The organism is Serratia liquefaciens ATCC 27592 (genome assembly GCF_000422085.1).
Classification (GTDB): Bacteria; Pseudomonadota; Gammaproteobacteria; order Enterobacterales; family Enterobacteriaceae; genus Serratia; species Serratia liquefaciens.
Genome location: NC_021741.1, coordinates 1,035,131 through 1,060,260 on the forward strand (window position 1 = coordinate 1,035,131; position 25,130 = coordinate 1,060,260).

The following is a 25,130-nucleotide window of genomic DNA, read 5'->3' on the forward strand; positions in this document are numbered from 1 at the left end:
AAAACCATTTGTGGCATAGCCTTTGCTTTATAAGTCTCGTACCGGGGTGAGTTTGGGCTTAATTCGTGGAGGGGCAATATGAAGCTGGTGACCGTGGTGATTAAACCATTCAAGCTGGAGGACGTGCGTGAAGCCCTATCCTCTGTAGGCATTCAGGGGCTGACCGTAAGCGAAGTAAAAGGCTTTGGTCGCCAGAAGGGGCACGCTGAGCTCTATCGCGGAGCCGAATACAGCGTCAACTTTTTACCTAAAGTAAAAATCGACATCGCTATCGCCGACGATCAGTTGGATGAAGTGGTTGATGTGATTAGTAAAGCGGCGTACACCGGCAAAATCGGTGACGGCAAAATTTTCGTTGCCGAATTGCAACGTGTCATTCGCATTCGCACCGGCGAAACAGACGAAGCAGCACTGTAATCACAGGCTCAGTAAAGTAATGGGGATGGATTGATAATGAAAAAACTTTTATCCATGTTGGGCCTGAGTACGGTAACCATGGTTCCTTCTTTGGCCCTGGCCGCTCCGGCGGTCGCAGACAAGGCTGACAACGCCTTCATGATGATTTGCACCGCTTTGGTGCTGTTCATGACCTTGCCGGGTGTCGCTCTGTTTTACGGTGGTTTGCTGCGCTCCAAAAACGTGCTCTCCATGCTGACCCAGGTCACCGTCACCTTCGCATTGGTGTGTGTTCTGTGGGTGCTTTATGGCTACAGTCTGGCGTTCAGCGAAGGTAATGCCTTCTTCGGTGGTTTCCAGACGGCGATGCTGAAAGGCATTGGCATTGACAGCGTCACCGGGACCTTTAGCCAGATGATCCACGTAGCGTTCCAGTGTTCATTCGCTTGTATCACCGTCGCGCTGGTGGTGGGGGGCTTTGCCGAGCGTATCCGCTTCTCGGCGGTAGTGATTTTCGCCGCTATCTGGTTCACCATTTCCTACCTGCCGATTGCCCACATGGTGTGGGGCGGTGGCTTCCTGGCCGCTGATGGCGCGTTGGACTTTGCCGGCGGCACCGTGGTGCATATCAATGCGGCAAGTGCCGGCCTGGTGGGCGCTTATCTGCTCGGCAAGCGTGCTGGTTTCGGTAAGGAAGCTTTCAAACCGCATAACCTGCCGATGGTATTTACCGGCGCTTCTATCCTGTATATCGGCTGGTTCGGCTTTAACGCCGGTTCTGCCAGCGCGGCTAACGGCATTGCGGCCCTGGCTTTCCTGAACACCGTAGTGGCAACCGCAGGCGCTATTCTTTCCTGGACTTTTGCCGAGTGGATTGTGCGCGGTAAACCTTCTCTGCTGGGGGCCTGTTCCGGCTGTATCGCCGGGCTGGTTGCCATCACGCCAGCTGCGGGTACCGTAGGGGTTGGCGGGGCGTTGATTATCGGCCTGGTCGGTGGCATTGCCGGTCTGTGGGGCGTGGTCACGCTGAAGAAATGGCTGAAAGTGGACGATACCTGCGATGTGTTCGGTGTACATGGCGTATGCGGCATCGTCGGATGCTTGCTGACCGGCGTGTTCACCTCCGCCTCGCTGGGCGGAACCGGGTACGCAGAAGGCGTTACCATGGGACATCAGGTATGGATCCAACTGTTGAGCGTGGTGATCACGCTGGTATGGTCTGGAGTGGCCGCCTTCATTGCCTTCAAAGTGGCAGGTGCTATCGTCGGGCTGCGCGTACCGGAAGAGCAGGAGCGCGAAGGTCTGGACGTCAACAGCCATGGTGAGAGTGCCTATAACCAATAAGCCTTGAAGAAGGGCAGTGCGCTAAATAACTCGAAAAATAATGATGATGCAGAAAGGGCGATGGAGACATCGCCCTTTTTCTTTTTTAACGATATTCCCCCTTTTTAAGTAATGCACTGTTTTTATTGACCTTATATTAATTGCATTATCAAGTGCTTTTTCTATAATGGCTTTGTTTTGTACTGTTTGTTTTATTTATTTGTATTAATACGTATTAAATGGGAGATAACGATGAAAGGAATAGTGAATTCTGTTTACGTAGGAAAAGTGGTTCCTTTCACTCGTCCTGACAGCTTTACCGGCATATTCAAAAAAGAGGTTAATCATCTGGTTTCAGTAGGTTATGAAGGCATTGAGGGTGATGAGATCGGCGACCTGAAGGTACATGGCGGACCGGAAAAGGCGGTACACGTTTATCCATTGGAACATTATAAAAAGTGGAAGGCAGAATTTCCCGACTGTCCCTTTTTCGAGAATGCCGGCGCATTTGGCGAGAATTTTAGCACTATCGGTTTGGATGAAAGCCAGGTCTTTGTCGGCGACATTTTTAGCATAGGGACGGCAGTAGTGGAGGTTTCACAAGGTCGATTACCCTGTTGGAAGTTAAATGACAGATTCGACATTCCCTATTTTTCGGAAATGCTACAAATTAACTACCGCACCGGTTGGTATTTCAGGGTGATTCAGCAGGGAAATGTCGGTTTGGGCGATGAAATTACCTTGATTAACAGGACCAATGATAAATGGAGTTTGCAGGAGATAATGAAAGTTATTTTTACTAAATCTCTTGATGAAGAAACCCTGACCAGTATGTTGGAATTACCCTTGGTTGCCTCTTGGCGGAAACTGTTTATGAAAAGATTGCTCACTGGGGCTGTTGAAGATTGGTCGCCAAGATTGCATGGAAAAAAGGATTAAAATGAAAGGGTACGTTGATTTTTTATCGCTGCTACGTACAAACCTATTCAAAATTGGTAAGCGGATGAGTGAAGCCAGTTTTTTTAACGTTCACTATATTTTTATTTTTATCCTGTGCAAGGCAAAGTCAATCGATCTGTCACGTTACCAGAAGAAGAACATCAAGGACTACAGCAGCTTCCAGGATTTTTTTTGCAGAGAGCTCAGCGAAGAAACAAAGAATAAAGTCAATTTATTGAATTCAACGGAGCTTTGTATGCCTTGTGATGGGCGTATGGGGGCCCATGGCGAGATAAAAGAGAATACGTTACTGCAAGCCAAGGGGGTTGAGTATTCCATCTTTAGGCTTTTTGGTTTTAATAATGAAATGACGCAGGGCTACAATGGCGGCCGTTTTGCGAATATATACCTGGCGCCGGAGGATTATCACAGGGTACATATGCCGTTCGACGGTTTCTTGATTAATACTATTTATTGCCCCGGAGATTTTAAATCGGTCAGGGAGAAGAATGTAAAAAATGATAAAGAATTATATGTGGGTAATGAACGACTGATTTGTGAGTTTATGACGGAGCATGGCAGGATGTCCGTTATTTTTGTAGGCGCATTTATGGTGGGGGGGATAGTCACGGCTTGGGGAGGAAAGGTCAACTATAACCGGCTCTACACCCATGAGTCTTTTTATAATGATTGTTTGTTTTACAAGAAGGGCGAGGAGATAGGCTATTTCACTATGGGGTCAACAGTCATAGTTCTGTTTGATTCCTGCTGGAATCTCGATTTCAGTAGTGTAAATCAAGGGGATAGGGTTGAGTTTTCTGATGTTTTTGTCACTGTGATGAAAAAGTAAGCGTTAACTTTTCGCCGAATGATGAGGAAGTATTTTCATTTGAATAGGGAGTCAGAGCATGGCGAATACACATCACATGGGCAATCCCGCGTTATTGCCAGACGACCTGCCATGCCCGGTGGATGACGGTGCGGCCGATCATCTGGTCGGCATGCCGATGCCGGCCCTGCGTTTTCACTCAACGTTTGGTGAGAGGGTAGACTTGTCTATCTTGCCGGGGCGAACGGTTGTTTATGCCTATCCGAGGACCGGCGAGCCCCACGGCAATCTGCCGGCAGGTTGGGACGCTATCCCCGGAGCCCGTGGCTGCACAGCGCAAACTTTATCTTTTCAGGCCGAAAAGGAGGTGTTTACCACCTTCGGGATCAGGATCTTTGGGTTGAGCTCGCAAACCACGGATTATCAGAGAGAGCTGTCTGACCGCCTCAGGCTGACTTTCCCCATCTTGAGCGATGCTGAATTTGCATTGGTCGACGCCTTGCGTTTACCCACGATGAACGTGGAAGGCATGCGGCTGATTAAGCGTTTAACGCTGATCATCAGGGATGGCACGATTGAACATGTGTTCTATCCTGTTTTCCCCGCGAACAGAGCGGCCGCTGAGGTCATCGGGTGGCTGAGAGACCATCCGGATTTAGCACCGGGAACCCTTGACTGAGCTGGGTGCGCCCATTTGTGAAGGCACAAAGCAAAAATGCCAGCCAACCTGACTGGCATTCCATTGAAGGGTGAATTGCTTAGGCTTCGCGCTGGCGGATGACGCCTTCCTGCACCGTAGTGGCAACCAGAACGCCGTCACGGGTATAAAATTGTCCGCGCACAAATCCACGGGCTCCGGAAGCTGACGTGCTTTCGACCACGTACAACAACCAGTCATCCATGCGGAAGGGGCGGTGGAACCACATTGAGTGGTCAATTGTCGCCACCTGCATGCCCGGCTCCAGGAAACCTACGCCATGAGGCTGCAACGCCGTCGGCAGGAAGTTAAAATCTGACGCGTAACCCAGCAAATATTGGTGGATGCGCTGATCGTCCGGCATGGTACCGTTGGCGCGGAACCAAACGTAGCGGTGTGGCTCTTCCACGCTGCCCTTCAGTGGGTTGTGGAATTTGACCGGGCGCATTTCGATCGGCTTCTGGCCGATAAACTTTTCACGCACTTTATCCGGCAGCATGTGCGACAACTTTTGGGCAATGTCCGATTCGGACATCAGCCCTTCCGGCGGCGGCACATCCGGCATGGTGTTCTGATGTTCAAACCCTTCTTCCGGGCTTTGGAAAGAGGCTGTCATATAGAAAATCGGCTTGCCATGCTGAATGGCGCTGACGCGGCGGGCGCTAAAACTGTTACCGTCGCGCAGGATTTCCACGTCGTAGATAATCGGCTTGCTGCTGTCGCCTGGACGCAGAAAATAACTGTGAAACGAGTGTACGCTCCGCTCTGCGGGAACCGTCTGTTTGGCGGCATAAAGTGCCTGACCAACCACCTGACCGCCAAATACCTGACGTAGCCCCAGATCTTCGCTTTGGCCGCGGAACAACCCTTCTTCGATTTTCTCCAGATCCAGCAGATCAAGGAGGTTTTGCAGTGCCTGGCTCATAAAGTTACTACCCTTATAATAATCATTTTGCTCAGTGTGCGGAATATCACGGTAAGACGTCAATATATTGCGTTATGGCACAGAGAAAATTGGCTGAATACTGAACATTATTAGGGGGGTAAGTGATTAATAGGCAGTGTTAAATGGATTTTTCAGTGTTTTGTGCTAACTTTAATGAGTGGGGTGGTGGAAGCCACCAACGTGTTGATAATAAAAAAGGAGACCGATCCATGAAACTCTGGCAAATCGTAGGTGGAGCTGCAGCATTAACCCTCACTCTGGCTGGCTGTGCCCAGAAGAGTGGCAATGTGCCTACTCCAACGGCGGGAAGCGCGGCGATTGCACAAACGCAGATTCAGGGCCCGGCGGTGACTGGTTCGGTTAACATTCGCCAGCGCATTGCGCTGCCGCCGGATGCGATACTGACCGTCACGCTCTCTGATGCTTCACTGGCGGACGCTCCGTCTAAAGTGATCGCCCAGCGTGCGGTACGTACTGACGGCAAGCAGGCGCCGTTTAATTTTGTATTGCCATTCAACCCGGCTGATATTCAGCCTAATGCGCGTATTATCCTGAGCGCGGCAATCACGGTTAATGGGCAGCTGATCTTTATTACCGACACAATCCAGGAAGTAGTTAACCGTAACGGCACCCGTGCCGACCTGCTGCTGGTTCCGGTGCAAGGCATTCCGGTTCAGGCAACGCCAACGGCGATGCCGTAATCCGGTGGTCCTGAAGCAGTAAGCTATCAACAGCCTTTGCGCTCCGGCCAAAGGCTGTTTTTTTATCACCAGCGCCAGCCGTAAACCAACAGATCCACCGTGCTGTGGGCGCCAAAAACGATCCCTTCCCCAAGCAATGCCTGACGTTGGCGTTGGAAGTCCTCGCCCTGCTGCGAAATCTGCCCGTGCCGGTTAATCACCCGATGCCAGGGCAGGCTGCTGCCTTCCGGTAGGCGACGCAATACGCCGCCCACCTGACGTGCCGCACGTGGTGAACCGGCCAGGCGCGCTACCTCACCGTAGGTCGTCACTTTGCCATAAGGAATGGCGGCCACGATGTGAAACACCCGCTGGCTGAATGAGGCGTCTTCTGATTCCATTTCTGTGTTCCTGCTGCGGCGAAATCCCAAGATCAAAGTGTGCCACAGCCGAGGTGGGCAAGAAAACAGCGGTTGGCCCCGGTTGGCTTGCTATTTGGCTGGCCATCACCGATAATGCCCACCGCTTCGCAGTACCAGAAGCCGTCAATGGGGGCCCTGTTGGTTCTCCCGCAACACTAACTTGTGAACTCGGTCAGATCCGGAAGGAAGCAGCCGCAGCAGGTGACGTGTGTGCCGGGATGTAGCTGGCAGGGCCTCCACCAATTTCAGCGCCGCATCATTCTTTCACTACTCTCTCGTATTTACTATCGCCCCAAAAATCTCGCTGCAGGAAAACTGCCGGCGCCGATTGCTCGCCAGCAATTCACCTCAGTGCTTCACCAGCGTAGCGAAATAGTACGCCAGCGGGATAGCCAACAGGTAAAGCCCGACCGGGACTTCACGCCATTTGCCTGCAATCACCTTGATGATGATATAAAACAGCAGCCCACCTGCGATACCGGTGCCGAAGCTGTTGGCAATCAGCGTGATCATCACCATCATCAGCACCGGCAGGCCGTCGGTAAAGTTGGCCAAATCGACTTTGCGCAATCCACTGAACATATTCAGGCCGATCAGGATCAATGCCGGTGCGGTAGCCTCTTTTGGGATCATCAGGGCAATGGGGGTAAACAGCAGCATCAGCAAGAACATGATGGCTGCCGCCAGCGCCGTTAATCCAGTCTTGCCACCGGCTTCGGCAGCGGCTGACGATTCGATCAGCGCCGTGGCGGCTGGAATGCCGACCCAGGGCCCGAGAGCCGCTGCGATCGAGTCCACCATAAACGGCCGGTTGATGTGCGGCATGTTGCCGTGCTCGTCCAGTAACCCGGCTTCACCGCCGACGGCGAGCGTGGTGCCCATGGTGGAGAAAAACTCCGAGGCGAAAAAGACAAACAGGTAAGGCAGGAAGGCGATATTCAATGCACCAATCATATCGACGTGGCCGAGCACAGGGGCCAATGAGTGTGGCATTGCCATCAGACTGGCTGGAAGGTGCGTGACGCCGAATGGAATACCCACCAGAGTCGCGACCAGGATCGCCCACAAAATCGCGCCCGGGATGCGTCGAGCTTGCAGGGCAATGGCCAGAAACAGACCGCACAGGGCGATCAACGCACCGGGTGCCGTGAAGTCACCCAGCATCAGCGCATTGGATTTGGCATTGGCCAGTACCAGCCCGGCGTTACGGAACCCCAGCACCGCAACAAATAATCCGATAGAGGCGGTCAGCCCCAGCTTGATGGACTGCGGTACCGAGCGGGTAACCACCTCGCGCAGCCCAAGACGAGTCAGGGCAAAAAACAAAATGCCGGACCAGCAGGCGATACCCAGCCCAATCTGCCAACCTATGCCTTCGCTGCCCGCCAACGTCACGCCGACCAACACCGAACCGCCGATCCCTGGGCCAACGATAAACGGCAGATTACCGTAAAACGCCATAAGCAAGCTGCCGATCACAAACACCAGAATGGTGCCGGTGGTCACCGCGCCCTTATCCATGCCGCCGATGGCCAGCAATCCGGGGATTACCACCAACAAATAGGCCGCAGCCAGAAAACCGGTGATACCGGCCAGGCATTCGGTTTTGACATTGCTTTGCCGCGCATGCAGTTGAAAACGCCGTTGCAGCCAGCCCCCTGGTGTTGGAGCATTTACTGAATTCTCAGCCATATAGACAATCTCCGTTGCTACCCGTCGTATTTCAAGCCGCAGCGTTGTTGGCAACACTCACTCACCCCAGTAACTTACTTGAGTAAGCGCCTGGGGATGAGTGAGCGTACCTGTCTAGCTGCAACTAGAAATCCATAGGGTATATATTGTTATTATGATTATTTTTACGCCGGGGTTTCCCAGCAGGCGATCAGTGGATCGACAATTTGGCGCGTGGTGCCGTCGGTCAGGCCGAGATCGGTCAGGTGCGGCCCGGCGTTACACGCCAGACAGGTGCCCTCGATTGCCTTGAAAACCCGGTAGGGCGGTTCCCAATCGGCGATTTGTGCGCTCAGATCGCGCAGTTTTTTAAATTGTTGTGCCAGTTCCGCGGCAGGCAGATCTGAAAGCATGCCGGCAATCGGCATCGCCACCTGAGCCAGAATTTCCCCGTTTTGACTTAGGGCCATGCCGCCACCGCAGGCGATCAGGGCATTGGCCGCCAGCGCCATATCGGTTGCGTCACGGCCAAGAACCACCAGGTTATGCGAGTCGTGTGAATAGCTGGTGGCGATGGCACCGCGCAGTTCCCCCCAGCCTTCCAACAGTGCCAGTTGCGGGGTGGCCTGGTGGCGACCATGGCGATGTTTCACCCAGATCAGGCTAAAGCCATCCGGTATCTGCACTTCGCCGTCGCGAACCTCGACGGTGGTTTCGTTCCACTGGGTAAAACGCGCGCCTTTAATGTGGCGCAGAGTGGCTTTACCGTGGCGGATCGCCGGGACTTTCAATATGAAATCTGCGGGAGTCAGTGGCGGGAGCCGCAGCGTATCGCGCGGCACCGTCACCTTCGGGTTTGCACTGAGCGGTGTCAGCATTTTTCCGTTCTGCGCCAGCAGCTTTCCTGCGACGTAGACTTGCCGCGCACTCAGTTGAGTGAGCGAATCAAAGACCACCAGATCGGCAATGCGGCCCGCGGCAATCAAGCCCAGATCGTTGCGTTGCAGGCGAATAGCGGCGTTAAGCGTCGCCATCCTCAATACGTCGGTTCCCGACATCCCCTGTTCGATCAGCATATTGAGTAACGCCACAATGCCGCCTTTTTGCAGCAGCATATCCGGCGGTACATCGTCGGTGCAGACGGTGACCTGCGAGGACAGGTGTGGCAACGTTTTTAGTGCCGAAACGATCTCGGGTAGCAGGTAAGGGTGAGATCCTCTGATCTCCAGCGTCAGTCCGGCGCGTAGTTTCTCCAGCGCGTCGGCTCCGGAGGTCAGCTCATGGTCGGACGTCACGCCCGCGGCCAGATAGGCCTGAAGCTGAGCGCCGCTTAGCCCACGTGCGTGACCTTCGATCAACTTGCCGCTGTTCAGCCCGGCGTTGAGGATCTCCAGCATGCGTTCGCTGCCGTTCAGTACGCCGTGCATGTCCATCACTTCGGCAACCCCGCCGACTTCCGGCCAGGCCAACATGGTTTCCATTTCATGACCGCCGAAATCAGCGCCGGACATTTCCAAACCTGGAGTGGAAGGGACGCTTGACGGTGCCGCACAGATCACCCTGAGCGGGAGACCACGGCTGGCGTCGACCGCGTAACGCACACCCTCAACACCGAGCACGTTGGCCAGTTCGTGTGGATCCCAGAAAATGGTAGTGGTGCCTTGGGCAACGACGATTTCGGCGTATTTTTCCGGCGGCAGGTGCGAGCTTTCAACGTGTACGTGGGTGTCGATCAGGCCGGGGCTCAGATATGCGCCGGCCAAGTCTTGCGTTTGAAGGGCTTCGGTCATAGTGCCACAGGGATGAACGCTGGCAATCAGTGCGCCGACGATGCCGACATCAGCGCTACGGATTTCACCGGTGGCCATATCAACCAGCGCAGCGTTCATCAGCAGCAAATCAAAAGGAAGTTGGCCTAATGCAGCCTTCACCGCGCGTTGACGTTCGCCCGCGCTGGTGTAATGAGTGGTCATGGTAATTACCCGGCATGATGACAGGGTTGTTACTCTAGGGGGGCGGGCAGGCTTTGCACAGATGATTTAATTTATTGCCTGATAAGAAACGTTTATGCTGTCGCAAACGTTTACTTGGTTGGCGAATGGAAACCTGACATGTCTGAACCCTGGCGCCGCTTGCCCGCGCTGTCTCTGAAGCAGATTCAATATTTCGTTACTCTGGCGCGGCTACGGCATTTTACCGATACCGCGAACCGTTTGGCGATCAGCCAACCGGCACTGAGTAGCGCGCTGCGACAGATAGAGTTGGTGCTGGGTGGAAAATTGGTGAATCGCACGGCTTCCGCGGTGACGTTGACCGAACAGGGGGCTGCAATTTTGCCGCATGCCGAGCGGCTGCTGAATGTGGCGCAGGCGTCCTTTGACGATATGCAGCGCATTATGTTGGCGGGGGGCGACGGGACCTTGCGCATCGGGTTGGTACCTTCGGTCAGCAGGCTGTTGTTTCCGGCCGTGCCACAGTTGCTGGCGGCGAACTTTCCACGGCTGAGGGTAGAATTTCACGATCAAACTAATGATTCTCTGCTGCTGCAATTAGAGAACGGCATGATTGATTTTGGTATTGGGGCGCTCGATAGTTCCGTGCCGGAGTCGTTGGAGATATATCCGCTGCAGGAAGATCCCTTTGTGGTGGTTATGCGCCGTGATGACCCTTTGGCTGAATCACATCATCTGCCGTGGCGGCAATTAGCCCGGCGTGATATTGCGGTTTTTTCCAAGGGGAATATCAGCCGGCTGGTACTGGCATTGGCAGAAAGCCACCGTCTGAATTTAATCGCACGCTACCAGGTCGATTTTCTGGAGACGTTATACGGATTGGTACGTTCGGAATTAGCGGTCGCTATTTTACCTCAGCTTTACACCACCCATTTGAAAGACGATGAATTAACCGTGGTTCAACTGCAGCAACCGATGCTTAGCCGTACCGTGGCATTAATGCGCAGTGCACACAGAAATCACCCGGCATTAATTGAGGATTGTTTCCAATTGTTATTACAGGATTTTCAACGGCGGATGAAAGTGCAGTAAGTCAATGAGATAAATACGAGAATTTGCCTGACATTGAGGCCGATAGTCTATCGGCTCAACGCATCTCGAGCCTTGATTAACGTACGAACTTCCAAACGGCCGTTGGGATTTTATCGTAGAGCTTATTCATGGTGAGCTCAGCCAGACGGTGGTCAGCTGCAGAGTAAAACAGCTCCAATTCGTCATCCGAAAGCTCATACTTATTTTTTTCAATAACGCGTTCAAGGGTGTCAATAGTGGTGCATTTACGTAAACGCATCAGATAATCAGTTTTAGTCATGATAACCTTTGGTGTTATAAAACGTAGAATAGAATAATTTAGGGATAATTATCCCCTAAGATTTCATTGTCGTACAGATGCCCTCTCCTGAGAACATTCTGAATAATCGCGCCTTGGTTTTTTGCCAGCGACGCAGATCGGAATCATTGATACCGTAACTGCTGAACAACGTGTAGGTATCATCGAGATATTCCTCGACTAACTCCGATAAATCACTTTCGTCCATGTATTTAATTTTATAACTCATCACAAACGAAGCAATATGTTCAATCAACTCATTAAGCTGGAGGTTGACGGAAGACGTTGGGTCGTTCACCCAGCCGTGGTGGCTGTCGCCCAGCGTGGCTATGCCTTCATCATACAAATTTTCGCACAAGAATTTCAGCTGAGCAATATCGTGCCTTTTAGGCGAATACTCATCCATATCATCCCCTCCGTAAGTCTTAATTTCGGTGTTGATAACACTCTGTGAGTAAGCTGATTTACATCATGGACAGAGGTAGCTTAATGACGGTGATAAAATAAACTTCCTATATAATGAATATAAATCATTTCTCCACGTCTGGCCTGCTGTTATTACGTAAACTTACAATTCATCTGCAGTAGATGGACGGGAGTTATCAATGATGTCAAAGCACAAGCTCGATTCAGTCACGCTAAAAATCACGCTTTCGTTGATGTATTCCTCGGCGTTGATATCCAGACAGGCGTTGAAAATTGTCCATTTATAGCGGTAACTCATTGAATACTCATGGTCGCTCAATTTATGAATATCAAGTATTTCTAATGAACCTTCACTATACCGTGCGCTTTCTGAATAAAAACTCAAGCCGCTGGTCAATGCCGGCACCAACTCTGACATTCTATCGTTAATCACTTTCTTTAGTTTTTTAACAGAAAGTGCTTCTATCATTGTGCTGTAGCTAAGAGTTACCTGCATTTAATGCCTGACCGTATAGCGATCCTATCTATTAATCTTACTCCTTTTTCATCCATACGTCGGTAAACTTTTCGTTAACCAGATGCTTTTTTACAGTAACTCAACGTTGTTTACCGGTTAATAACCCTGACGTTTCTCAGTATATCCCTGAAAGAGTTCCGCTGGTGTTCCAAAAATGGCGCTGGTCAACGTTGGTATCACTTTATTGTTACGTTCGGTTGCATTAATCACCGAGAGGGTGCTTGAGTCACAGAAGTGATTGTGATGTTATACTGTAACAGTAAATTCTCTCTCGTTTGGCCATGAAACTGACATCCACACCACAAGATGGCGATCTGCCGTCATTGAACTCGCTGTTCACCGCTTCCGCAGGCCTGCGCTGCGGTATTGCCGCTTTGCTGCTCGGCTTACTCTGGTTGGGCATCCATTGGGCGGTAGCGCTGCCATGATAACGCTACAAAAAGCCGTCATCGGCTATGGCAGAACGCCGTTGTTTCCCCCACTTAGCGGGCATTTCGCCGTAGGATCGCTGACCGCCGTGGTTGGCGTTAACGGCGCAGGTAAGTCTACGTTGCTGAAAACACTGGCTGGGCTTTTACCGCTGCAGGGCGGGAACTTACGTTTTAGCGGCAACAAATTACCGCGTATGGCGTATTTACCCCAACAGGCGGAACTGGATCGCCAGTTTCCGATCCTGGTGAGCGATCTGGTGGCGATGGGGAGCTGGCCGACCAGTGGGATGTTCGGTGGGTTGAATAAGCACGCGAAGCGGCAGATTAGCGAGGCGCTGGACAGGGTAAACATGACCGCTATGGCGCGCACTCCCGTCGGCGAGTTATCCGGTGGCCAACTTCAGCGGGTGTTATTTGCCCGATTATTGGTGCAGCAGGCACCGCTTATTTTATTGGATGAACCCTTTACCGGCATCGATAGTTCCACCGTTCAGTTATTGCTTCAGGTGATCGCAGGTTTGCATCAGCAACGAAAAACGGTAATTGCCGTATTGCACGATATGTCGATGGTGGCGAATCACTTCCCACAGGCGCTGTTGCTGACCCCAGAGTGTTGCCACTGGGGTAAAGCCGACAGCGTGTTGGAACATATTCCTGCGTTAAATATTGCCAGCGCTCCGCTGTGCGGCAGAGGAGGGCGCAGTGATGTTGCTTGAGACATTAATTGATCCCTTTGCTTCCTTCGGTTTTATGCGGCGTGCGCTGGTGGCCTGCTTTGCCTTGTCGATCAGCGCCGCGCCTTTGGGCGTTTTTTTACTGCTACGGCGCATGAGCCTGGTGGGTGATGCATTGTCGCATGCGGTGCTGCCGGGTGCGGCGATAGGGTATTTGATTTCCGGTATGTCGCTGGTGGCGATGGGCGTGGGGGGATTTATCGCCGGGCTCGCCGTGGCCATGCTGTCTGGGCTTGTCAGTCGTCGAACGCCGTTGAAAGAGGACGCCAGTTTTGCCGGTTTCTATCTGGGATCCTTGGCGCTGGGAGTCACACTTGTCTCCTTGCGTGGTTCTAGTGTCGACTTGCTGCACGTGCTGTTCGGCTCGATCCTTGCCGTGGATACGCACGCCATTTTCATGGTCGGGGCGATAGCCAGTTTTTCACTTTTGTCGCTGGCGGCGCTGTATCGCGCTCTGGTGATTGAGTCTTTCGACGCGACCTTTTTACGCGTTAGCGCCCCGCGCTGGTTAGCACTGATCCACGGGTTATTTTTAGCGCTGGTCGTGATCAATTTGGTGGCCGGTTTCCAAATCCTCGGCACCTTGATGTCGGTAGGGCTAATGATGCTGCCTGCCGCCAGCGCACGTTTTTGGGCCCGTAATCTGCCACATACGTTGGCGGTGGCGATGGGCATCGGCATGCTATCGAGTTTGATCGGCCTGGAGTGGTCGTATTACGCCTCGTTGCCTGCCGGCCCGGCTATTGTGCTCAGTGCCAGCGTGATCTTTTTTGGGTCGATTCTGTTTGGGACGCGTGGGGGGATCTTTTCCCTGGCGCGCCGTTGAGAAGTGTCATGTGCAAGGAGAAAGTATGAAACGTTTACCTATTACGCTGGCAGTCGCTGCTCTGCTGTCCAGCCCGTTGGCGATGGCGAAAACCGTAGATGCCGTTGCCAGTTTTTCCATCCTGGGCGATATCGTCAAGCAGGTAGGGGGGGAGCACGTTAAGGTCACCACCTTGGTGGGGCCGGACGGCGATCCGCACAGCTTTGAGCCTTCGCCTAAGGACAGCAAGGTGCTGTCACAGGCCGACGTGGTGTTCGTCAGTGGTTTAGGCCTGGAAGGTTGGATCGATCGGCTGGTTAGCGCCTCGGGGTATAAAGGGCAGGTCATCACCGCATCGCAGGGAATAAATTCGCGCCAGATGGAAGACGATGGCAAAGAGATCACCGATCCTCATGCCTGGAACAGCATGAAAAATGGTGTGCAGTACGCCACAAACGTGATGAACGCGCTGATTGCCGCCGATCCTGAAGACGCCAATTATTTCCGCCAGCGCGGCGCAGAGTATATCCAACAGTTGCAGAAGCTGGATTTGTGGGCCAAAACGCAGTTTGCCGCAGTACCGCAGCAAAAGCGTAAGGTGCTGACCAGCCACGATGCTTTTGGCTACTTTGGGCAAGAATATGGCGTCACCTTCCTTGCCCCGGTCGGTTTCTCTACCGAAGCAGAGGCCAGCGCCAGCGACGTGGCCGGTTTGATCAAGCAGATCAAACAGGAAAAGGTGACCGCCTACTTTATTGAAAACCAGACCGACCCGCGACTGGTGAAGCAGATTGCTGCGGCGACCGGGGCAAAAGCCGGTGGTGAGCTGTATCCTGAGGCGTTATCCCAACCGCAGGGGCCGGCAGCGAACTACGTGCAGGCATTTAAACACAATGTTGATACCTTACTGAGCAGTATGAAATAAACCCACATGTCCCCGTTATGATGGCGGGGACACTGATGACACTTCGGCTTTCTCCATAAAAAAAGCCCCGTTGAGCAGCAACGGGGCTTTGCGACAGATGACACTACGGAAGTTAACGCTTTTTCTTACGTCCCTGTACCGCTTTAAAACGCGGGTTGGTTTTACAGATCACATAGATGCGACCTTTGCGGCGCACGACTTTGCAATCCGGATGGCGATTCTTCGCCGAACGCAATGAACTCAAAACCTGCATGTTGATTCCCTTTTACTTCTTGCCAAGAAAACGGCCAAAACGCTGCTGGAAACGTGCAGTGCTGCCCTCTTTGGAGAACTCCTTCTGCTTGCCGGTGTAGTACGGATGCGAAGCGGAAGAGACGTCGATAGTGACATACGGCCAGTTTTCACCGTCCAGCTCAATGGTGCGATCGGTGTTAATGGTCGATCCCACCTTAAAGTAGGCATTGGCACTCAGGTCGTGGAATACCACGGTACGATAATTTGGATGGATACCTGCTTTCATGATGCACTCTCATGTAATGTTATACTATAACAATAATTATGCGCTGCACGGCAGAGCGGATCAAGTACAAAATGCATCCGCAGCTAAATTAATGAGAGTGATTTGCATTAAGCAGATGAAGCAAAAGAAAAAGGCCGCATAAGCGGCCTTTTTTCAGGAGGGAAACAGCACTGAGTTATCAGTGATGTTCGACCGGATGGCTGTGTTCTATGTCTTCAGACTTCTTGCCGAAGCGGCGGCGAACCACCACGAAGAACACCGGAACAAAGAACAGGGCCAGCACGGTGGCGGTAATCATCCCGCCCATAACGCCGGTACCTACCGCGTTCTGTGCGCCGGAGCCTGCACCGTTACTGATAACCAACGGCAGTACCCCGAGGATGAAGGCCAGTGAGGTCATCAGGATTGGACGCAGACGCATACGTACCGCATCGAGCGTCGCTTCGATCAAACCCTTGCCCTCTTTCTCCATCAGATCCTTGGCGAATTCCACTATCAGGATGGCGTTCTTCGCCGACAGACCTATGGTGGTCAACAGCCCCACCTGGAAGTAAACGTCGTTGTTCATGCCGCGCATGGTTGCTGCCAGCAGAGCACCGATAACCCCTAGCGGCAGTACCAGCATGACCGAGAACGGAATCGACCAGCTTTCATACAGCGCTGCCAGACACAGGAATACGACCAGAATCGAAATGGCGTACAGCGCAGGCGCCTGGTTACCGGACAGACGTTCCTGATAGGACATACCGGTCCAATCGTAACCAATACCGCTCGGCAGTTTGGACGCCAGCTCTTCCATCATGTTCATCGCCTCACCGGTACTCTTACCCGGTGCCGCTTGTCCAAGAATTTCCATGGATGGCAGGCCGTTATAACGTTCCAGACGCGGAGAACCGTATTCCCATTTCGCCGTAGAGAACGCGGAGAAAGGAACCATCTGGCCGGTGCCGCCACGAACAAACCATTTATTGATATCTTCTGGCAGCATACGGAATGGCGCATCAGCCTGAACGTAGACCTTCTTCACACGACCGCGGTCGATGAAGTCGTTAACGTAGGTGCCACCCAGCGCGGTAGTCAGCGTACTGTTGATGGTGGTGATGCTCACGCCCAGCGCCTTGGCTTTCTCCTGATCGATGATCAGTTTGAACTGTGGCGTATCTTCCAGGCCGTTAGGACGCATGCCCACCAGCAGATCCGGGTGTTTGGCAGCCATGCCCAACAACTGGTTACGCGCTTCGGTCAGTTTTTCATGGCCTAAGCCACCCTGATCGATCAGTTCAAAGTCGAAACCTGTCGCAGTACCGAGTTCGATAATCGCCGGCAGGTTGAACGGGAATACCAGGCCTTCTTTAATCTGAGAGAACGCACCCATCGCGCGGCCGGCAATCGCAGGCACTTTATTGTGCTCACCGGAGCGTTCGGACCAGTCTTTCAGGCTGACGAATGACAGACCGTTGTTCTGGCCGTTACCGTTGAAGCCGAAGCCCGCTACGGTAAACACCGAGACCACGTTGTCCTTTTCCTTGGTCATGAAGTAGTCGGTGACTTCTTCCAGTACTTTAGCGGTACGCGCTTCAGTCGCACCCGCCGGCAGCTGAACCATGGTTAACAGGATGCCCTGGTCTTCTTCCGGCAGGAACGAGGACGGCAGGCGCAGGAACAACAGGCCCATGCCAACGACGATCAGCAGGTAGATCACCAGATAACGCCCGGTACTGCGCAGAATATTGGCTACGCTGTCGGTGTAGTGGTTGGTGCTCTTTTCGAACATGCGGTTAAACCAGCCGAAGAAGCCTGTTTTAATCCCATGATCGCCTTTCGGGACCGGTTTGAGCATGGTGGCGCAAAGTGCCGGCGTCAGGATCATCGCTACCAGAACCGACAGGGCCATCGCGGAAACGATGGTGATCGAGAACTGACGATAGATGGCACCGGTAGAACCACCGAAGAACGCCATTGGTACGAATACCGCTGACAGCACCATGGCGATACCGACCAACGCACCCTGGATTTGGCCCATCGATTTGCGGGTGGCTTCTTTCGGCGACAGTCCCTCTTCGGACATTACACGCTCGACGTTTTCCACCACCACGATGGCGTCATCCACCAACAGGCCTATCGCCAGCACCATACCGAACATCGTTAGGGTGTTGATCGAGAAGCCGAACGCCGCCAGGATCGCAAAGGTCCCCAGCAATACTACCGGTACCGCGATGGTTGGGATCAACGTCGCACGGAAGTTCTGCAGGAACAGGTACATAACCAGGAACACCAGCAAGATCGCTTCCATCAGCGTTTTTACTACTTCGTTGATGGAGATTTTAACGAACGGCGTGGTGTCGTACGGGTAAACCACTTTCATCCCCTGCGGGAAGAAGGGTTCCATTTTGTTCAGTGCATCTTTTACGCCTTTAGCGGTGTTCAGGGCGTTGGCGCCGGTGGCCAGTTTGATCCCCAAACCTGCTGCCGGTTTACCGTTATAGCGTGCGGTTACCGCGTAGCTTTCTGCACCGCGTTCAATGTGCGCAACATCACTCAGGCGAACCTGAGAACCATCACTATTCACCTTCAGCAGAATTTTACCGAACTCTTCAGGAGAGGTCAGGCGAGTCTGCGCGATGATCGAGGCGTTCAGCTGTTGCCCCGGCACCGGTGGCATACCGCCCAGCTGCCCTGCGGCGATCTGGTTGTTTTGCTCGGTAATGGATGAGGTGACATCCGAAGTGGTCAACTGGAAATTATTCAGTTTGTTCGGATCCAGCCAGATACGCATGGCGTACTGGGCACCGAACAGCTGCACTTCACCCACGCCGGATGAACGGCTGATAGGATCTTTGATGTTGGAAGCTACGTAGTCCGCAATGTCATCCTGGGTCATGTTCGGATCGTCGGAAACGAAACCGGCCACCATCAGGAAGCTGCTGCTGGATTTTTCTACTTTCAGGCCCTGCTGCTGCACTTCTTGTGGCAGTAAAGGGGTAGCCAACGACAGTTTGTTCTGGACCTGAACCTGCGCAATGTCAGGGTCGGTACCGGATTCAAACGTCAATGTAATGGTGACGCTACCAGAGGAATCGCTGGTGGAAGACATGTACATCAGATTATCGATACCGTTCATGTTCTGTTCGATAATCTGAGTGACGGTATCTTGCACCGTTTTGGCATCCGCGCCTGGATAGTTTGCGGAAATACTGACCGCCGGTGGTGCAATAGTTGGATACTGCGCAATCGGCAGTTTCATTATTGACAACACACCCGCCAACATGATGATGATGGCGATTACCCAGGCGAAAATCGGGCGATCTATAAAGAACTTAGCCATGTCTTACCGGCTCCTTTTTATGACTTCTGCGCTTCAGACTGCGGCTGCTTTTGCGCCTGAGTGTCAACTTCCTGCACTTTTACCTGAGCGCCCGGACGGACTTTCATCAAGCCGGTGACAATCACGCGGTCGCCGGCTTTCAAACCGTCGGTAACCAGCCATTTGTCGCCGATAGCCTGATCGGCCTTCAGCGTACGCAATTCAACTTTGTCGTCAGCACCTACCACCAGTGCAGTAGCATCGCCACGTGGGTTACGCGTCACACCCTGCTGCGGTACCAGCAATGCGTCGCTGCGCACACCTTCGTCCAGACGGGCGCGAACGAACATGCCTGGCAACAGCGTATCGTTAGGGTTAGGGAACACCGCACGAATGGTGATGGAACCGGTGGTTTCATCAACGGTGACGTCAGAGAATTCCAGCGTGCCTTCCTGAGCGTATTGCGCGCCGTTTTCCAGCAGCAGTTTCACTTTGGCTTTGCCGTTCTCTTGCTTCAGCGCACCGCTTGCCAGTTCTTGCTTCAGACGCAGGAAGTCGTTGCTCGACTGAGTCACGTCGACGTACATCGGATCAAGCTGCTGCACGGTAGACAGAGCAGTAGCTTGGCCGTTAGTGACCAGTGCCCCTTCGGTCACGGCAGATTTGCCGATACGGCCGGAGATTGGTGAAGTCACCTTGGTGTAAGCCAGGTTGATGCGCGCGGTTTCCACAGCGGCTTTGGCTGCCACAACAGCGGCTTCCGCCTGCTGCAGGTTGGAGACTGCGGTGTCGTAATCTTGCTTACTGATGTAACTGGTACCCAGCAATGGTTTGTAGCGGTTAACCGTCACGCGTGCGATAGACGCGCTGGCTTGGGCTTTCGCCAAATCGCCTTTAGCGCTGTCATAGGCCGCCTGATAGGTAGCAGGATCGATTTGATACAGGGAAGTACCTGCCTTGATATCGCTGCCTTCTACGAAGTTACGTTTCAGGATAATGCCGCTAACCTGAGGGCGAACTTCGGCGATACGATACGCAGCGGTACGACCAGGAAGATCGGTGGTGATGTTGAGAGGTTCTGCCTTCAATGTCACTACACCCACTTCGGGAGCCGGTGCCTGGGCGCCTTGCTGTTGGGTTTCTTTATCGTTACATCCTGTTAGCACTAAGCTGCCTGAAAGCATCAGAACTGCCGCCAGAGGCGTTAACCCTCTGTTTTTGTTCATAGAAAAACCTCAAGTGTCCGATTTCAAAATGATCAATGGATCACAAGCTTTAAAACCCATTGCTGCGTTAATTATTAGTGCGTGCTATGGTACATACATACACGAATGTATGTAAATCTCACTTCCCCGAAAAAACAACGCCATGGCACGAAAAACCAAACAGCAAGCGCAAGAAACTCGACAGCACATTCTTGACGCTGCGGTGCGAGAATTCTCTGAACGTGGCGTTTCTGCAACGTCCCTCACCGATATAGCCACCGCTGCTGGGGTGACGCGTGGCGCAATTTACTGGCACTTCAAGAATAAGGTAGACCTGTTTAACGAAGTTTGGGAGTTATCAGAGTCGAAAATAGGCGATCTCGAACTAGAGTATCAGGCAAAGTACCCTGAGAATCCACTGCGTATTTTACGCGAAATTCTAATTTATATTCTGACGGCTACGGTAGATGACGCACGCAGGCGTGCCCTGATGGAGATCGTTTTCCATAAGTGTGAATTTGTCGGTGAGATGCTCCCGTTGCAAGATGCCCGTAAAGTCCTCTATCTGGAAGGTTACGACCGTATTGAGTCCGTGCTGCGCAACAGTATGCGCCACGGCCAACTGCCGGCTGATTTACATACCCGCCGCGCTTCTATCATTCTGCGCGCCTACATTACCGGCCTGATGGAAAACTGGCTTTTTATGCCGGAAAGCTTTGATCTGAAAGCCGAGGCGGCGGTGTTGATCGACTCATTTATCGAAATGGCCCAATTCAGCCCCACCTTGCGGATAAAACCGGAGGAGGGGGAGCTGGCGGCACAGCCGTTGAGTGCAGAACATCATCATTTATAGGAGAAACACCATGTCATCCGTTGTCTTGATCGCCAATGGCGCCGCTTATGGTCACGAATCGCTGTTTAACGCGCTGCGTCTGGCGATTGCGCTGAAAGAGCAGCAGAGCGATCTCAACCTGAAACTGTTTTTGATGTCCGATGCGGTGGTCGCGGGCATTGCCGGGCAGCAGCCGCATGAAGGCTATCACCTGCAGCAAATGCTGGAAATTCTTACCGCGCAGCAGGTGCCGGTGAAATTGTGTAAAACCTGTGCCGATGCGCGCGGAGTCAGTCGGCTGCCGCTGGCGGACGGGGTGGAAATCGGAACGCTGGTGGAACTGGCACAGTGGACGTTGGCGGCGGAGAAAGTATTGACCTTCTAAGCCCGCGGCATTTGTACATCACCCGCAACGCTTTTCTTATTCTTTGGCTCTCTGCGATCGTGATAATCTTTAGGCTTCTTTATTGATTCGAAGCCAAATCATGCATCGCAGGTTAGCCAAACGCCTTTTTCTGCCGCTCGTGTCGTTGTTCGGTGTGGAGTTCTCCCGCGCCTTCGCCCTGTTTTTGTTGATCGCTTTCTGTGCGGTTTGCCAACCTGCAGCCTATGCGGCACTCAATGGCGATGTGCCGTCACGCAGTGAAATACAAAGCCAGCTTGATGCGCTGAATAAGCAAAAGACGCTGACGCCGGTCAATAAACTCACGCAGCAAGACCTTACCCGAACCCTAGAACTGCTGGATGCCATCGATCGCACCAGGCAGGATGGCGCGCAGCTTAAGCAACAGCTGCAGCTGGCACCGGGCAAATTGCGCCAGGTCACCGACGATCTGGCGGCGCTCAAAACGCCGGTCGACAGTGCGGCCGCCCGGGCTGAACTGCTGCAACTTTCCCTGCGCCAATTGGAAACCCGGCTTTACCAGACGCTCGATGACCTACAGACGGCGCAGGAAAACCTGTCCACCTATAACAGCCAGCTGGTTTCGCTACAGACTCAACCGGAACGGGTGCAGAGCAGCATGTATACCGCGTCTCAGCGGCTGCAGGAAATTCGTAACCAGATCAACGATCAGACGCCGGGACAAAACTCGTTGCGTGACAGCCAACTGGTGATGCTGGCCACCGAGCAAACGCTACTCAACGCGCAGATAGATCTGCAACGCAAAAGTCTGGAAGCCAACACTACCCTGCAAGATTTGCTGCAGAAGCAGCGCGATTATACGACCGGGCATATCGATGCGCTCGACCACAACGTGCAATTGTTGCAAGAAGTGGTCAACAGCAAGCGTCTGACGCTGTCGGAAAAAACCGCCAAAGAGGCACAGAATCCGGAAGACGCTACGGATATCCAGCACGACCAGTTGGTCAGCAAAGAGCTGGACGTTAACCGCCAGCTCAGCCAGCGGCTGATTGCCGCCACGGAAGAGAGCAACGTACTGTTCCAGCAGAATATTCGGGTGAAGAACTGGCTGGATCGCGGCCTGCAGGCGGAGCGTAATCTCAAAGAGCAGATCCAGGTGCTGAAAGGCAGTCTGGTGCTGTCGCGCATTCTGTATCAGCAGCAACAAAGCCTGCCGCAGGGCACGTTGGTGGCGGATATGGGTACGCGTATTGCCGATCTGCGCCTGGAACAGTTTGATATCAACCAGCAGCGCGACGATCTGTTCAAGGGTGACGATTACATCAACAAACTGGTTGCCGACAGCAAAGAAAAAGCCAGCGCCGACGTGCTGGATGCTCTGAATGAAATCGTCGATATGCGCCGTGAACTGTTGGATCAGTTAAACAAACAGCTCAGCAATCAGTTGGCACAATCGATCAGCCTGCAGATCAACCAACAGCAGTTAACCAGCGTTAACAGCTCGCTGCGCGATACCCTGACTCAGCAGATTTTCTGGGTAAACAGCAACAAACCGGTCGATCTGGCATGGCTGAAAGCTTTGCCAGGGGCGGTTAGAGATCAACTGGCTGCGCTCGACTTCAAAGTCGACTTCGGCAAAATACTGCAGGGCGGACTGAATTCACTGGTCATGCTGATCCCGCTGCTGTTGCTGATCGGCCTGTTGCGCTGGCGTTACAAGCTGATAGACACCCATTTGCAGAAACTGGCCAATGACGTGGGGCAATTAAAGCGTGATAGCCAGATGCACACCCCCAGGGCCATTGTGTTGACTCTGCTGAAGGTCCTGCCCGGTTCGGCATTGCTGTTGGGGGTGGGTTTCTGGTGTTACCGTGCAGAAATCGGTCTCAGTGACTTTCTCTGGGCGTTGTCGCAACAGTTGGCGCTGTTCTGGCTGATATTCGGCTTTACCTACCGCACGCTGGCACCTGGCGGCATTTGCGAACGGCATTTCAACTTCGCCTCTGAGCTTTGTGCGCATTATCGTCGTCAGACGGTACGCCTCGGACTGGCGCTGCTACCGCTGATCTTCTGGTCGGTGCTGGGCGAGAAAGCACCACTGCGGTTGGTGGAAGACGTTATCGGCCAGGTGGTGGTGATGTTGACCTTGGCACTGCTGGCGGTGCTGGTGTTTCCGTTGTGCCGCGACAGCTGGCGTGAAAAGGGCTCGCACGCGGTAAGGCTGATCATTGTCACCGCCATTGCCGCTACGCCGCTGATCCTGCTGGGGCTGATGTTCGCCGGCTATTTCTATACCACGTTGCGGTTAGCCGGCCGCTGGATCGACAGCCTGTATCTGTTCTTCCTGTGGAATATCGTCTATCTGACCGCCATTCGCGGGCTGAGCGTCGCGGCGCGCCGTCTGGCTTACCGCCGTGCGATAGCTCGTCGTCAGAGCCTGGCCAAGGAGAAAGAGGGGGCTGAAGGGGTTGAACCGGTTGAGGAGCCGCCTTTGGCGCTCGATCAGATCAACCAGCAGTCGCTGCGTCTGACCACCATGGTGCTGTTTATTATCTTCGCCAGCGCCCTGTATGGCATTTGGTCAGATTTGGTGACGGTCATTTCGTACCTGGACAGCATTACGCTGTGGCATTACACCACCACTGTCGCCGGCAGCAGCGTGGCGCAGGCGGTGACGCTGGGCAACATGATGGTGGCGATAGCGGCGGTAATTGTCGCCTACGTGATGACGCGCAACCTGCCCGGTCTGCTGGAGGTGGTGGTGCTGTCGCGGCTGCAACTGCGGCAGGGGACGTCTTACGCCGTCACCACCATACTCACCTACCTGATCACCACTGTGGGCGCGGTCACTGCACTGGGCTCGCTGGGTGTCTCCTGGGATAAATTGCAGTGGCTGGCCGCCGGGTTGACCGTCGGGTTGGGCTTCGGGCTGCAGGAGATTTTCGCCAACTTTGTGTCCGGCCTGATCATCCTGTTCGAACGGCCGATTCGTATTGGCGATACCATTACTATTGGCACTTTCTCTGGTTCGGTCAGCAAAATCCGCATTCGCGCCACCACCATCACTGACTTTGACCGCAAAGAGGTGATCATTCCGAATAAGGCATTTGTGACCGAACGGCTGATCAACTGGTCGCTGTCAGACACCATCACCCGCGTTTTAATCAAGGTAGGGGTGGCCTACGGCTCCGATTTGGATAAGGTGAAAGCGGTGCTGCTCAAGGCGGCGCATGATAACCCACGCGTGATGAGCGATCCGGAGCCGCAGGTGTTCTTCCTGAATTTCGGTGCCAGTACGCTGGATCATGAACTGCGCCTTTACGTGCGTGAGCTACGCGACCGCAGCTATACCGTTGACGAACTGAATCGCTCTATCGAACGCCTGTGTCGCGAAAACGACATCAACATTGCTTTCAACCAGCTCGAGGTCTATTTGCACAATCAGCAGGGCAACGAGGTGCAGGAAGTAAAACGGACGCTATCGTCGGATAAGGACGGCTCATCGGTAGGGGAGTAGAACGAGGATCCTGGGTTCAGCGCAGGCTGAACCCTTTTCACTGCCCGACAGGCAGATATGGGGAGGTAACGCCGTTGCGCTGCAGCTTTTCCTGGTAGTCCCGTTTGACAATATCCAGCGCCGCCAGCGCGGTGGCGGGATCGATCTCATTGCATTCCAGCAGGTAAATCAGATCTACCGCCAGTTGCAATTCTGGTGAGGCATTTTCTAGAGACATAAAACCCACGTTTTAATTGAGATGAATGATACTTCGTTCGGCTGAGTATAGTGAACAAGCCCGATTGGGGGGAATAATCATTAAAATA

Annotated in this window: 26 protein-coding genes and 1 other RNA gene; 15 read left to right on the top strand and 12 right to left on the bottom strand. The window is 53.3% G+C overall.

Features of this window, described 5'->3' with window-relative positions; translation table 11 throughout:
- The first annotated feature begins 78 nt into the window (after window positions 1-78).
- The 5 genes from glnK (at window position 79) to M495_RS04760 (ending at window position 4,166) form a co-directional block, all read left to right on the top strand.
- A complete protein-coding gene (glnK, locus tag M495_RS04740; protein ID WP_012005549.1) occupies window positions 79-417 on the top strand; it encodes a P-II family nitrogen regulator in 339 nt (112 codons plus the stop codon).
- A 36-nt stretch (window positions 418-453) separates the two neighbouring features.
- Window positions 454-1,740 carry an ammonium transporter AmtB gene (amtB, locus tag M495_RS04745; RefSeq protein ID WP_020825504.1) on the top strand — a complete coding sequence of 429 codons (1,287 nt, stop codon included), beginning with the start codon at window positions 454-456 and terminating at the stop codon, window positions 1,738-1,740.
- 231 nt (window positions 1,741-1,971) lie between these two features.
- Window positions 1,972-2,658, top strand: coding sequence for an MOSC domain-containing protein (locus tag M495_RS04750; RefSeq protein WP_020825505.1), 687 nt, complete (start codon window positions 1,972-1,974; stop codon window positions 2,656-2,658).
- Window position 2,659: 1 nt separating this feature from the next.
- A complete protein-coding gene (gene asd, locus M495_RS04755; protein ID WP_020825506.1) occupies window positions 2,660-3,508 on the top strand; it encodes an archaetidylserine decarboxylase in 849 nt (282 codons plus the stop codon).
- A gap of 58 nt (window positions 3,509-3,566) precedes the next feature.
- A complete protein-coding gene (locus M495_RS04760) occupies window positions 3,567-4,166 on the top strand; it encodes a peroxiredoxin (protein WP_020825507.1) in 600 nt (199 codons plus the stop codon).
- Between the two features lie 79 nt (window positions 4,167-4,245).
- On the opposite strand, the gene tesB is transcribed toward M495_RS04760, so the two are convergent.
- The gene (tesB, locus tag M495_RS04765; RefSeq protein WP_020825508.1) at window positions 4,246-5,109 is read right to left on the bottom strand and encodes an acyl-CoA thioesterase II; all 864 of its coding nucleotides are present in this window, start codon (window positions 5,107-5,109) and stop codon (window positions 4,246-4,248) included.
- A gap of 230 nt (window positions 5,110-5,339) precedes the next feature.
- On the opposite strand from tesB, the gene M495_RS04770 reads away from it, so the two are divergent.
- Window positions 5,340-5,831, top strand: coding sequence for a YbaY family lipoprotein (locus tag M495_RS04770; protein ID WP_020825509.1), 492 nt, complete (start codon window positions 5,340-5,342; stop codon window positions 5,829-5,831).
- Window positions 5,832-5,896: 65 nt separating this feature from the next.
- Here the strand turns inward: M495_RS04770 and M495_RS04775 are convergent, their stop codons facing one another.
- Window positions 5,897-6,211, bottom strand: a complete 315-nt coding sequence (locus M495_RS04775; RefSeq protein WP_020825510.1) for an MGMT family protein — start codon at window positions 6,209-6,211, stop codon at window positions 5,897-5,899.
- Window positions 6,212-6,368: 157 nt separating this feature from the next.
- Here M495_RS04775 and ffs point away from each other — a divergent pair.
- Window positions 6,369-6,465: signal recognition particle sRNA small type (ffs, locus tag M495_RS24830), an RNA gene on the top strand.
- A 115-nt stretch (window positions 6,466-6,580) separates the two neighbouring features.
- Here ffs and M495_RS04780 read toward each other — a convergent pair.
- Both M495_RS04780 and M495_RS04785 read right to left on the bottom strand, forming a co-directional pair.
- Entirely contained in the window at window positions 6,581-7,924 is a 1,344-nt protein-coding gene (locus M495_RS04780; RefSeq protein WP_020825511.1) for an NCS2 family permease, read from the bottom strand.
- Window positions 7,925-8,088: 164 nt separating this feature from the next.
- Window positions 8,089-9,876, bottom strand: coding sequence for an adenine deaminase (locus tag M495_RS04785; RefSeq protein WP_020825512.1), 1,788 nt, complete (start codon window positions 9,874-9,876; stop codon window positions 8,089-8,091).
- A gap of 138 nt (window positions 9,877-10,014) precedes the next feature.
- On the opposite strand from M495_RS04785, the gene M495_RS04790 reads away from it, so the two are divergent.
- Window positions 10,015-10,947, top strand: a complete 933-nt coding sequence (locus M495_RS04790) for a LysR family transcriptional regulator (protein ID WP_020825513.1) — start codon at window positions 10,015-10,017, stop codon at window positions 10,945-10,947.
- Window positions 10,948-11,023: 76 nt separating this feature from the next.
- Here the strand turns inward: M495_RS04790 and M495_RS04795 are convergent, their stop codons facing one another.
- From M495_RS04795 to M495_RS04805, 3 genes are all read right to left on the bottom strand, one after another.
- Window positions 11,024-11,227 carry an HHA domain-containing protein gene (locus M495_RS04795; protein WP_020825514.1) on the bottom strand — a complete coding sequence of 68 codons (204 nt, stop codon included), beginning with the start codon at window positions 11,225-11,227 and terminating at the stop codon, window positions 11,024-11,026.
- 55 nt (window positions 11,228-11,282) lie between these two features.
- Entirely contained in the window at window positions 11,283-11,651 is a 369-nt protein-coding gene (tomB, locus tag M495_RS04800; RefSeq protein ID WP_020825515.1) for an Hha toxicity modulator TomB, read from the bottom strand.
- 162 nt (window positions 11,652-11,813) lie between these two features.
- Window positions 11,814-12,167, bottom strand: coding sequence for a hypothetical protein (locus M495_RS04805; RefSeq protein WP_020825516.1), 354 nt, complete (start codon window positions 12,165-12,167; stop codon window positions 11,814-11,816).
- Between the two features lie 302 nt (window positions 12,168-12,469).
- Here M495_RS04805 and M495_RS25740 point away from each other — a divergent pair, with 302 nt between their 5' ends.
- The 4 genes from M495_RS25740 to M495_RS04820 are packed head-to-tail and all read left to right on the top strand — an operon-like array spanning window position 12,470 to window position 15,083.
- A complete protein-coding gene (locus tag M495_RS25740; RefSeq protein ID WP_020825517.1) occupies window positions 12,470-12,616 on the top strand; it encodes a hypothetical protein in 147 nt (48 codons plus the stop codon).
- The gene (locus M495_RS04810) at window positions 12,613-13,335 is read left to right on the top strand and encodes a metal ABC transporter ATP-binding protein (protein ID WP_020825518.1); all 723 of its coding nucleotides are present in this window, start codon (window positions 12,613-12,615) and stop codon (window positions 13,333-13,335) included. Before M495_RS25740 ends, M495_RS04810 begins: the two co-directional genes overlap by 4 nt.
- Window positions 13,322-14,179, top strand: coding sequence for a metal ABC transporter permease (locus tag M495_RS04815; RefSeq protein ID WP_041414279.1), 858 nt, complete (start codon window positions 13,322-13,324; stop codon window positions 14,177-14,179). Before M495_RS04810 ends, M495_RS04815 begins: the two co-directional genes overlap by 14 nt.
- A gap of 25 nt (window positions 14,180-14,204) precedes the next feature.
- Entirely contained in the window at window positions 14,205-15,083 is an 879-nt protein-coding gene (locus M495_RS04820; RefSeq protein ID WP_020825520.1) for a metal ABC transporter substrate-binding protein, read from the top strand.
- Between the two features lie 112 nt (window positions 15,084-15,195).
- Here the strand turns inward: M495_RS04820 and ykgO are convergent, their stop codons facing one another.
- The 4 genes from ykgO to sdeX all read right to left on the bottom strand — a co-directional run bounded on the left by ykgO (window position 15,196) and on the right by sdeX (window position 20,133).
- Window positions 15,196-15,336: a type B 50S ribosomal protein L36 gene (gene ykgO, locus M495_RS04825; RefSeq protein ID WP_012005563.1), complete on the bottom strand. Its 141-nt coding sequence runs from the start codon at window positions 15,334-15,336 to the stop codon at window positions 15,196-15,198.
- Window positions 15,337-15,348: 12 nt separating this feature from the next.
- On the bottom strand, window positions 15,349-15,603 hold the full coding sequence (locus tag M495_RS04830; protein WP_020825521.1) for a type B 50S ribosomal protein L31: 255 nt from the start codon (window positions 15,601-15,603) through the stop codon (window positions 15,349-15,351).
- Window positions 15,604-15,781: 178 nt separating this feature from the next.
- On the bottom strand, window positions 15,782-18,928 hold the full coding sequence (sdeY, locus tag M495_RS04835; protein ID WP_020825523.1) for a multidrug efflux RND transporter permease subunit SdeY: 3,147 nt from the start codon (window positions 18,926-18,928) through the stop codon (window positions 15,782-15,784).
- Between the two features lie 17 nt (window positions 18,929-18,945).
- Window positions 18,946-20,133 (bottom strand): multidrug efflux RND transporter periplasmic adaptor subunit SdeX, encoded by a 1,188-nt coding sequence (gene sdeX / locus M495_RS04840; protein ID WP_020825524.1) that lies wholly within the window; start codon window positions 20,131-20,133, stop codon window positions 18,946-18,948.
- A 142-nt stretch (window positions 20,134-20,275) separates the two neighbouring features.
- Here sdeX and acrR point away from each other — a divergent pair, with 142 nt between their 5' ends.
- The 3 genes from acrR (at window position 20,276) to mscK (ending at window position 24,825) form a co-directional block, all read left to right on the top strand.
- Entirely contained in the window at window positions 20,276-20,965 is a 690-nt protein-coding gene (gene acrR, locus M495_RS04845; protein WP_020825525.1) for a multidrug efflux transporter transcriptional repressor AcrR, read from the top strand.
- Between the two features lie 10 nt (window positions 20,966-20,975).
- Complete coding sequence (locus M495_RS04850) at window positions 20,976-21,329, top strand: DsrE/DsrF/TusD sulfur relay family protein (protein ID WP_020825526.1); 354 nt, start codon at window positions 20,976-20,978, stop codon at window positions 21,327-21,329.
- Between the two features lie 100 nt (window positions 21,330-21,429).
- Window positions 21,430-24,825, top strand: coding sequence for a mechanosensitive channel MscK (gene mscK, locus M495_RS04855; protein WP_020825527.1), 3,396 nt, complete (start codon window positions 21,430-21,432; stop codon window positions 24,823-24,825).
- Between the two features lie 37 nt (window positions 24,826-24,862).
- On the opposite strand, the gene rsmS is transcribed toward mscK, so the two are convergent.
- Window positions 24,863-25,042 (bottom strand): pleiotropic regulatory protein RsmS, encoded by a 180-nt coding sequence (gene rsmS / locus M495_RS04860; protein WP_020825528.1) that lies wholly within the window; start codon window positions 25,040-25,042, stop codon window positions 24,863-24,865.
- Window positions 25,043-25,130: the final 88 nt, after the last annotated feature.

Excerpts from the sequence above, each read along its gene's own strand:
- tomB (WP_020825515.1), bottom strand. The coding sequence starts at position 11,651 with ATGGATGAGTATTCGCCTAAAAGGCACGATATTGCTCAGCTGAAATTC.
- sdeY (WP_020825523.1), bottom strand. The coding sequence starts at position 18,928 with ATGGCTAAGTTCTTTATAGATCGCCCGATTTTCGCCTGGGTAATCGCC.
- M495_RS25740 (WP_020825517.1), top strand. The coding sequence starts at position 12,470 with ATGAAACTGACATCCACACCACAAGATGGCGATCTGCCGTCATTGAAC.
- M495_RS04820 (WP_020825520.1), top strand. The coding sequence starts at position 14,205 with ATGAAACGTTTACCTATTACGCTGGCAGTCGCTGCTCTGCTGTCCAGC.
- acrR (WP_020825525.1), top strand. The coding sequence starts at position 20,276 with ATGGCACGAAAAACCAAACAGCAAGCGCAAGAAACTCGACAGCACATT.
- sdeX (WP_020825524.1), bottom strand. The coding sequence starts at position 20,133 with ATGAACAAAAACAGAGGGTTAACGCCTCTGGCGGCAGTTCTGATGCTT.
- M495_RS04790 (WP_020825513.1), top strand. The coding sequence starts at position 10,015 with ATGTCTGAACCCTGGCGCCGCTTGCCCGCGCTGTCTCTGAAGCAGATT.
- M495_RS04780 (WP_020825511.1), bottom strand. The coding sequence starts at position 7,924 with ATGGCTGAGAATTCAGTAAATGCTCCAACACCAGGGGGCTGGCTGCAA.
- glnK (WP_012005549.1), top strand. The coding sequence starts at position 79 with ATGAAGCTGGTGACCGTGGTGATTAAACCATTCAAGCTGGAGGACGTG.
- M495_RS04830 (WP_020825521.1), bottom strand. The coding sequence starts at position 15,603 with ATGAAAGCAGGTATCCATCCAAATTATCGTACCGTGGTATTCCACGAC.
- M495_RS04810 (WP_020825518.1), top strand. The coding sequence starts at position 12,613 with ATGATAACGCTACAAAAAGCCGTCATCGGCTATGGCAGAACGCCGTTG.
- M495_RS04770 (WP_020825509.1), top strand. The coding sequence starts at position 5,340 with ATGAAACTCTGGCAAATCGTAGGTGGAGCTGCAGCATTAACCCTCACT.
- M495_RS04850 (WP_020825526.1), top strand. The coding sequence starts at position 20,976 with ATGTCATCCGTTGTCTTGATCGCCAATGGCGCCGCTTATGGTCACGAA.
- M495_RS04805 (WP_020825516.1), bottom strand. The coding sequence starts at position 12,167 with ATGCAGGTAACTCTTAGCTACAGCACAATGATAGAAGCACTTTCTGTT.
- M495_RS04795 (WP_020825514.1), bottom strand. The coding sequence starts at position 11,227 with ATGACTAAAACTGATTATCTGATGCGTTTACGTAAATGCACCACTATT.
- M495_RS04775 (WP_020825510.1), bottom strand. The coding sequence starts at position 6,211 with ATGGAATCAGAAGACGCCTCATTCAGCCAGCGGGTGTTTCACATCGTG.
- ykgO (WP_012005563.1), bottom strand. The coding sequence starts at position 15,336 with ATGCAGGTTTTGAGTTCATTGCGTTCGGCGAAGAATCGCCATCCGGAT.
- asd (WP_020825506.1), top strand. The coding sequence starts at position 2,660 with ATGAAAGGGTACGTTGATTTTTTATCGCTGCTACGTACAAACCTATTC.
- mscK (WP_020825527.1), top strand. The coding sequence starts at position 21,430 with ATGCATCGCAGGTTAGCCAAACGCCTTTTTCTGCCGCTCGTGTCGTTG.
- M495_RS04785 (WP_020825512.1), bottom strand. The coding sequence starts at position 9,876 with ATGACCACTCATTACACCAGCGCGGGCGAACGTCAACGCGCGGTGAAG.
- tesB (WP_020825508.1), bottom strand. The coding sequence starts at position 5,109 with ATGAGCCAGGCACTGCAAAACCTCCTTGATCTGCTGGATCTGGAGAAA.
- M495_RS04760 (WP_020825507.1), top strand. The coding sequence starts at position 3,567 with ATGGCGAATACACATCACATGGGCAATCCCGCGTTATTGCCAGACGAC.
- M495_RS04750 (WP_020825505.1), top strand. The coding sequence starts at position 1,972 with ATGAAAGGAATAGTGAATTCTGTTTACGTAGGAAAAGTGGTTCCTTTC.
- amtB (WP_020825504.1), top strand. The coding sequence starts at position 454 with ATGAAAAAACTTTTATCCATGTTGGGCCTGAGTACGGTAACCATGGTT.
- rsmS (WP_020825528.1), bottom strand. The coding sequence starts at position 25,042 with ATGTCTCTAGAAAATGCCTCACCAGAATTGCAACTGGCGGTAGATCTG.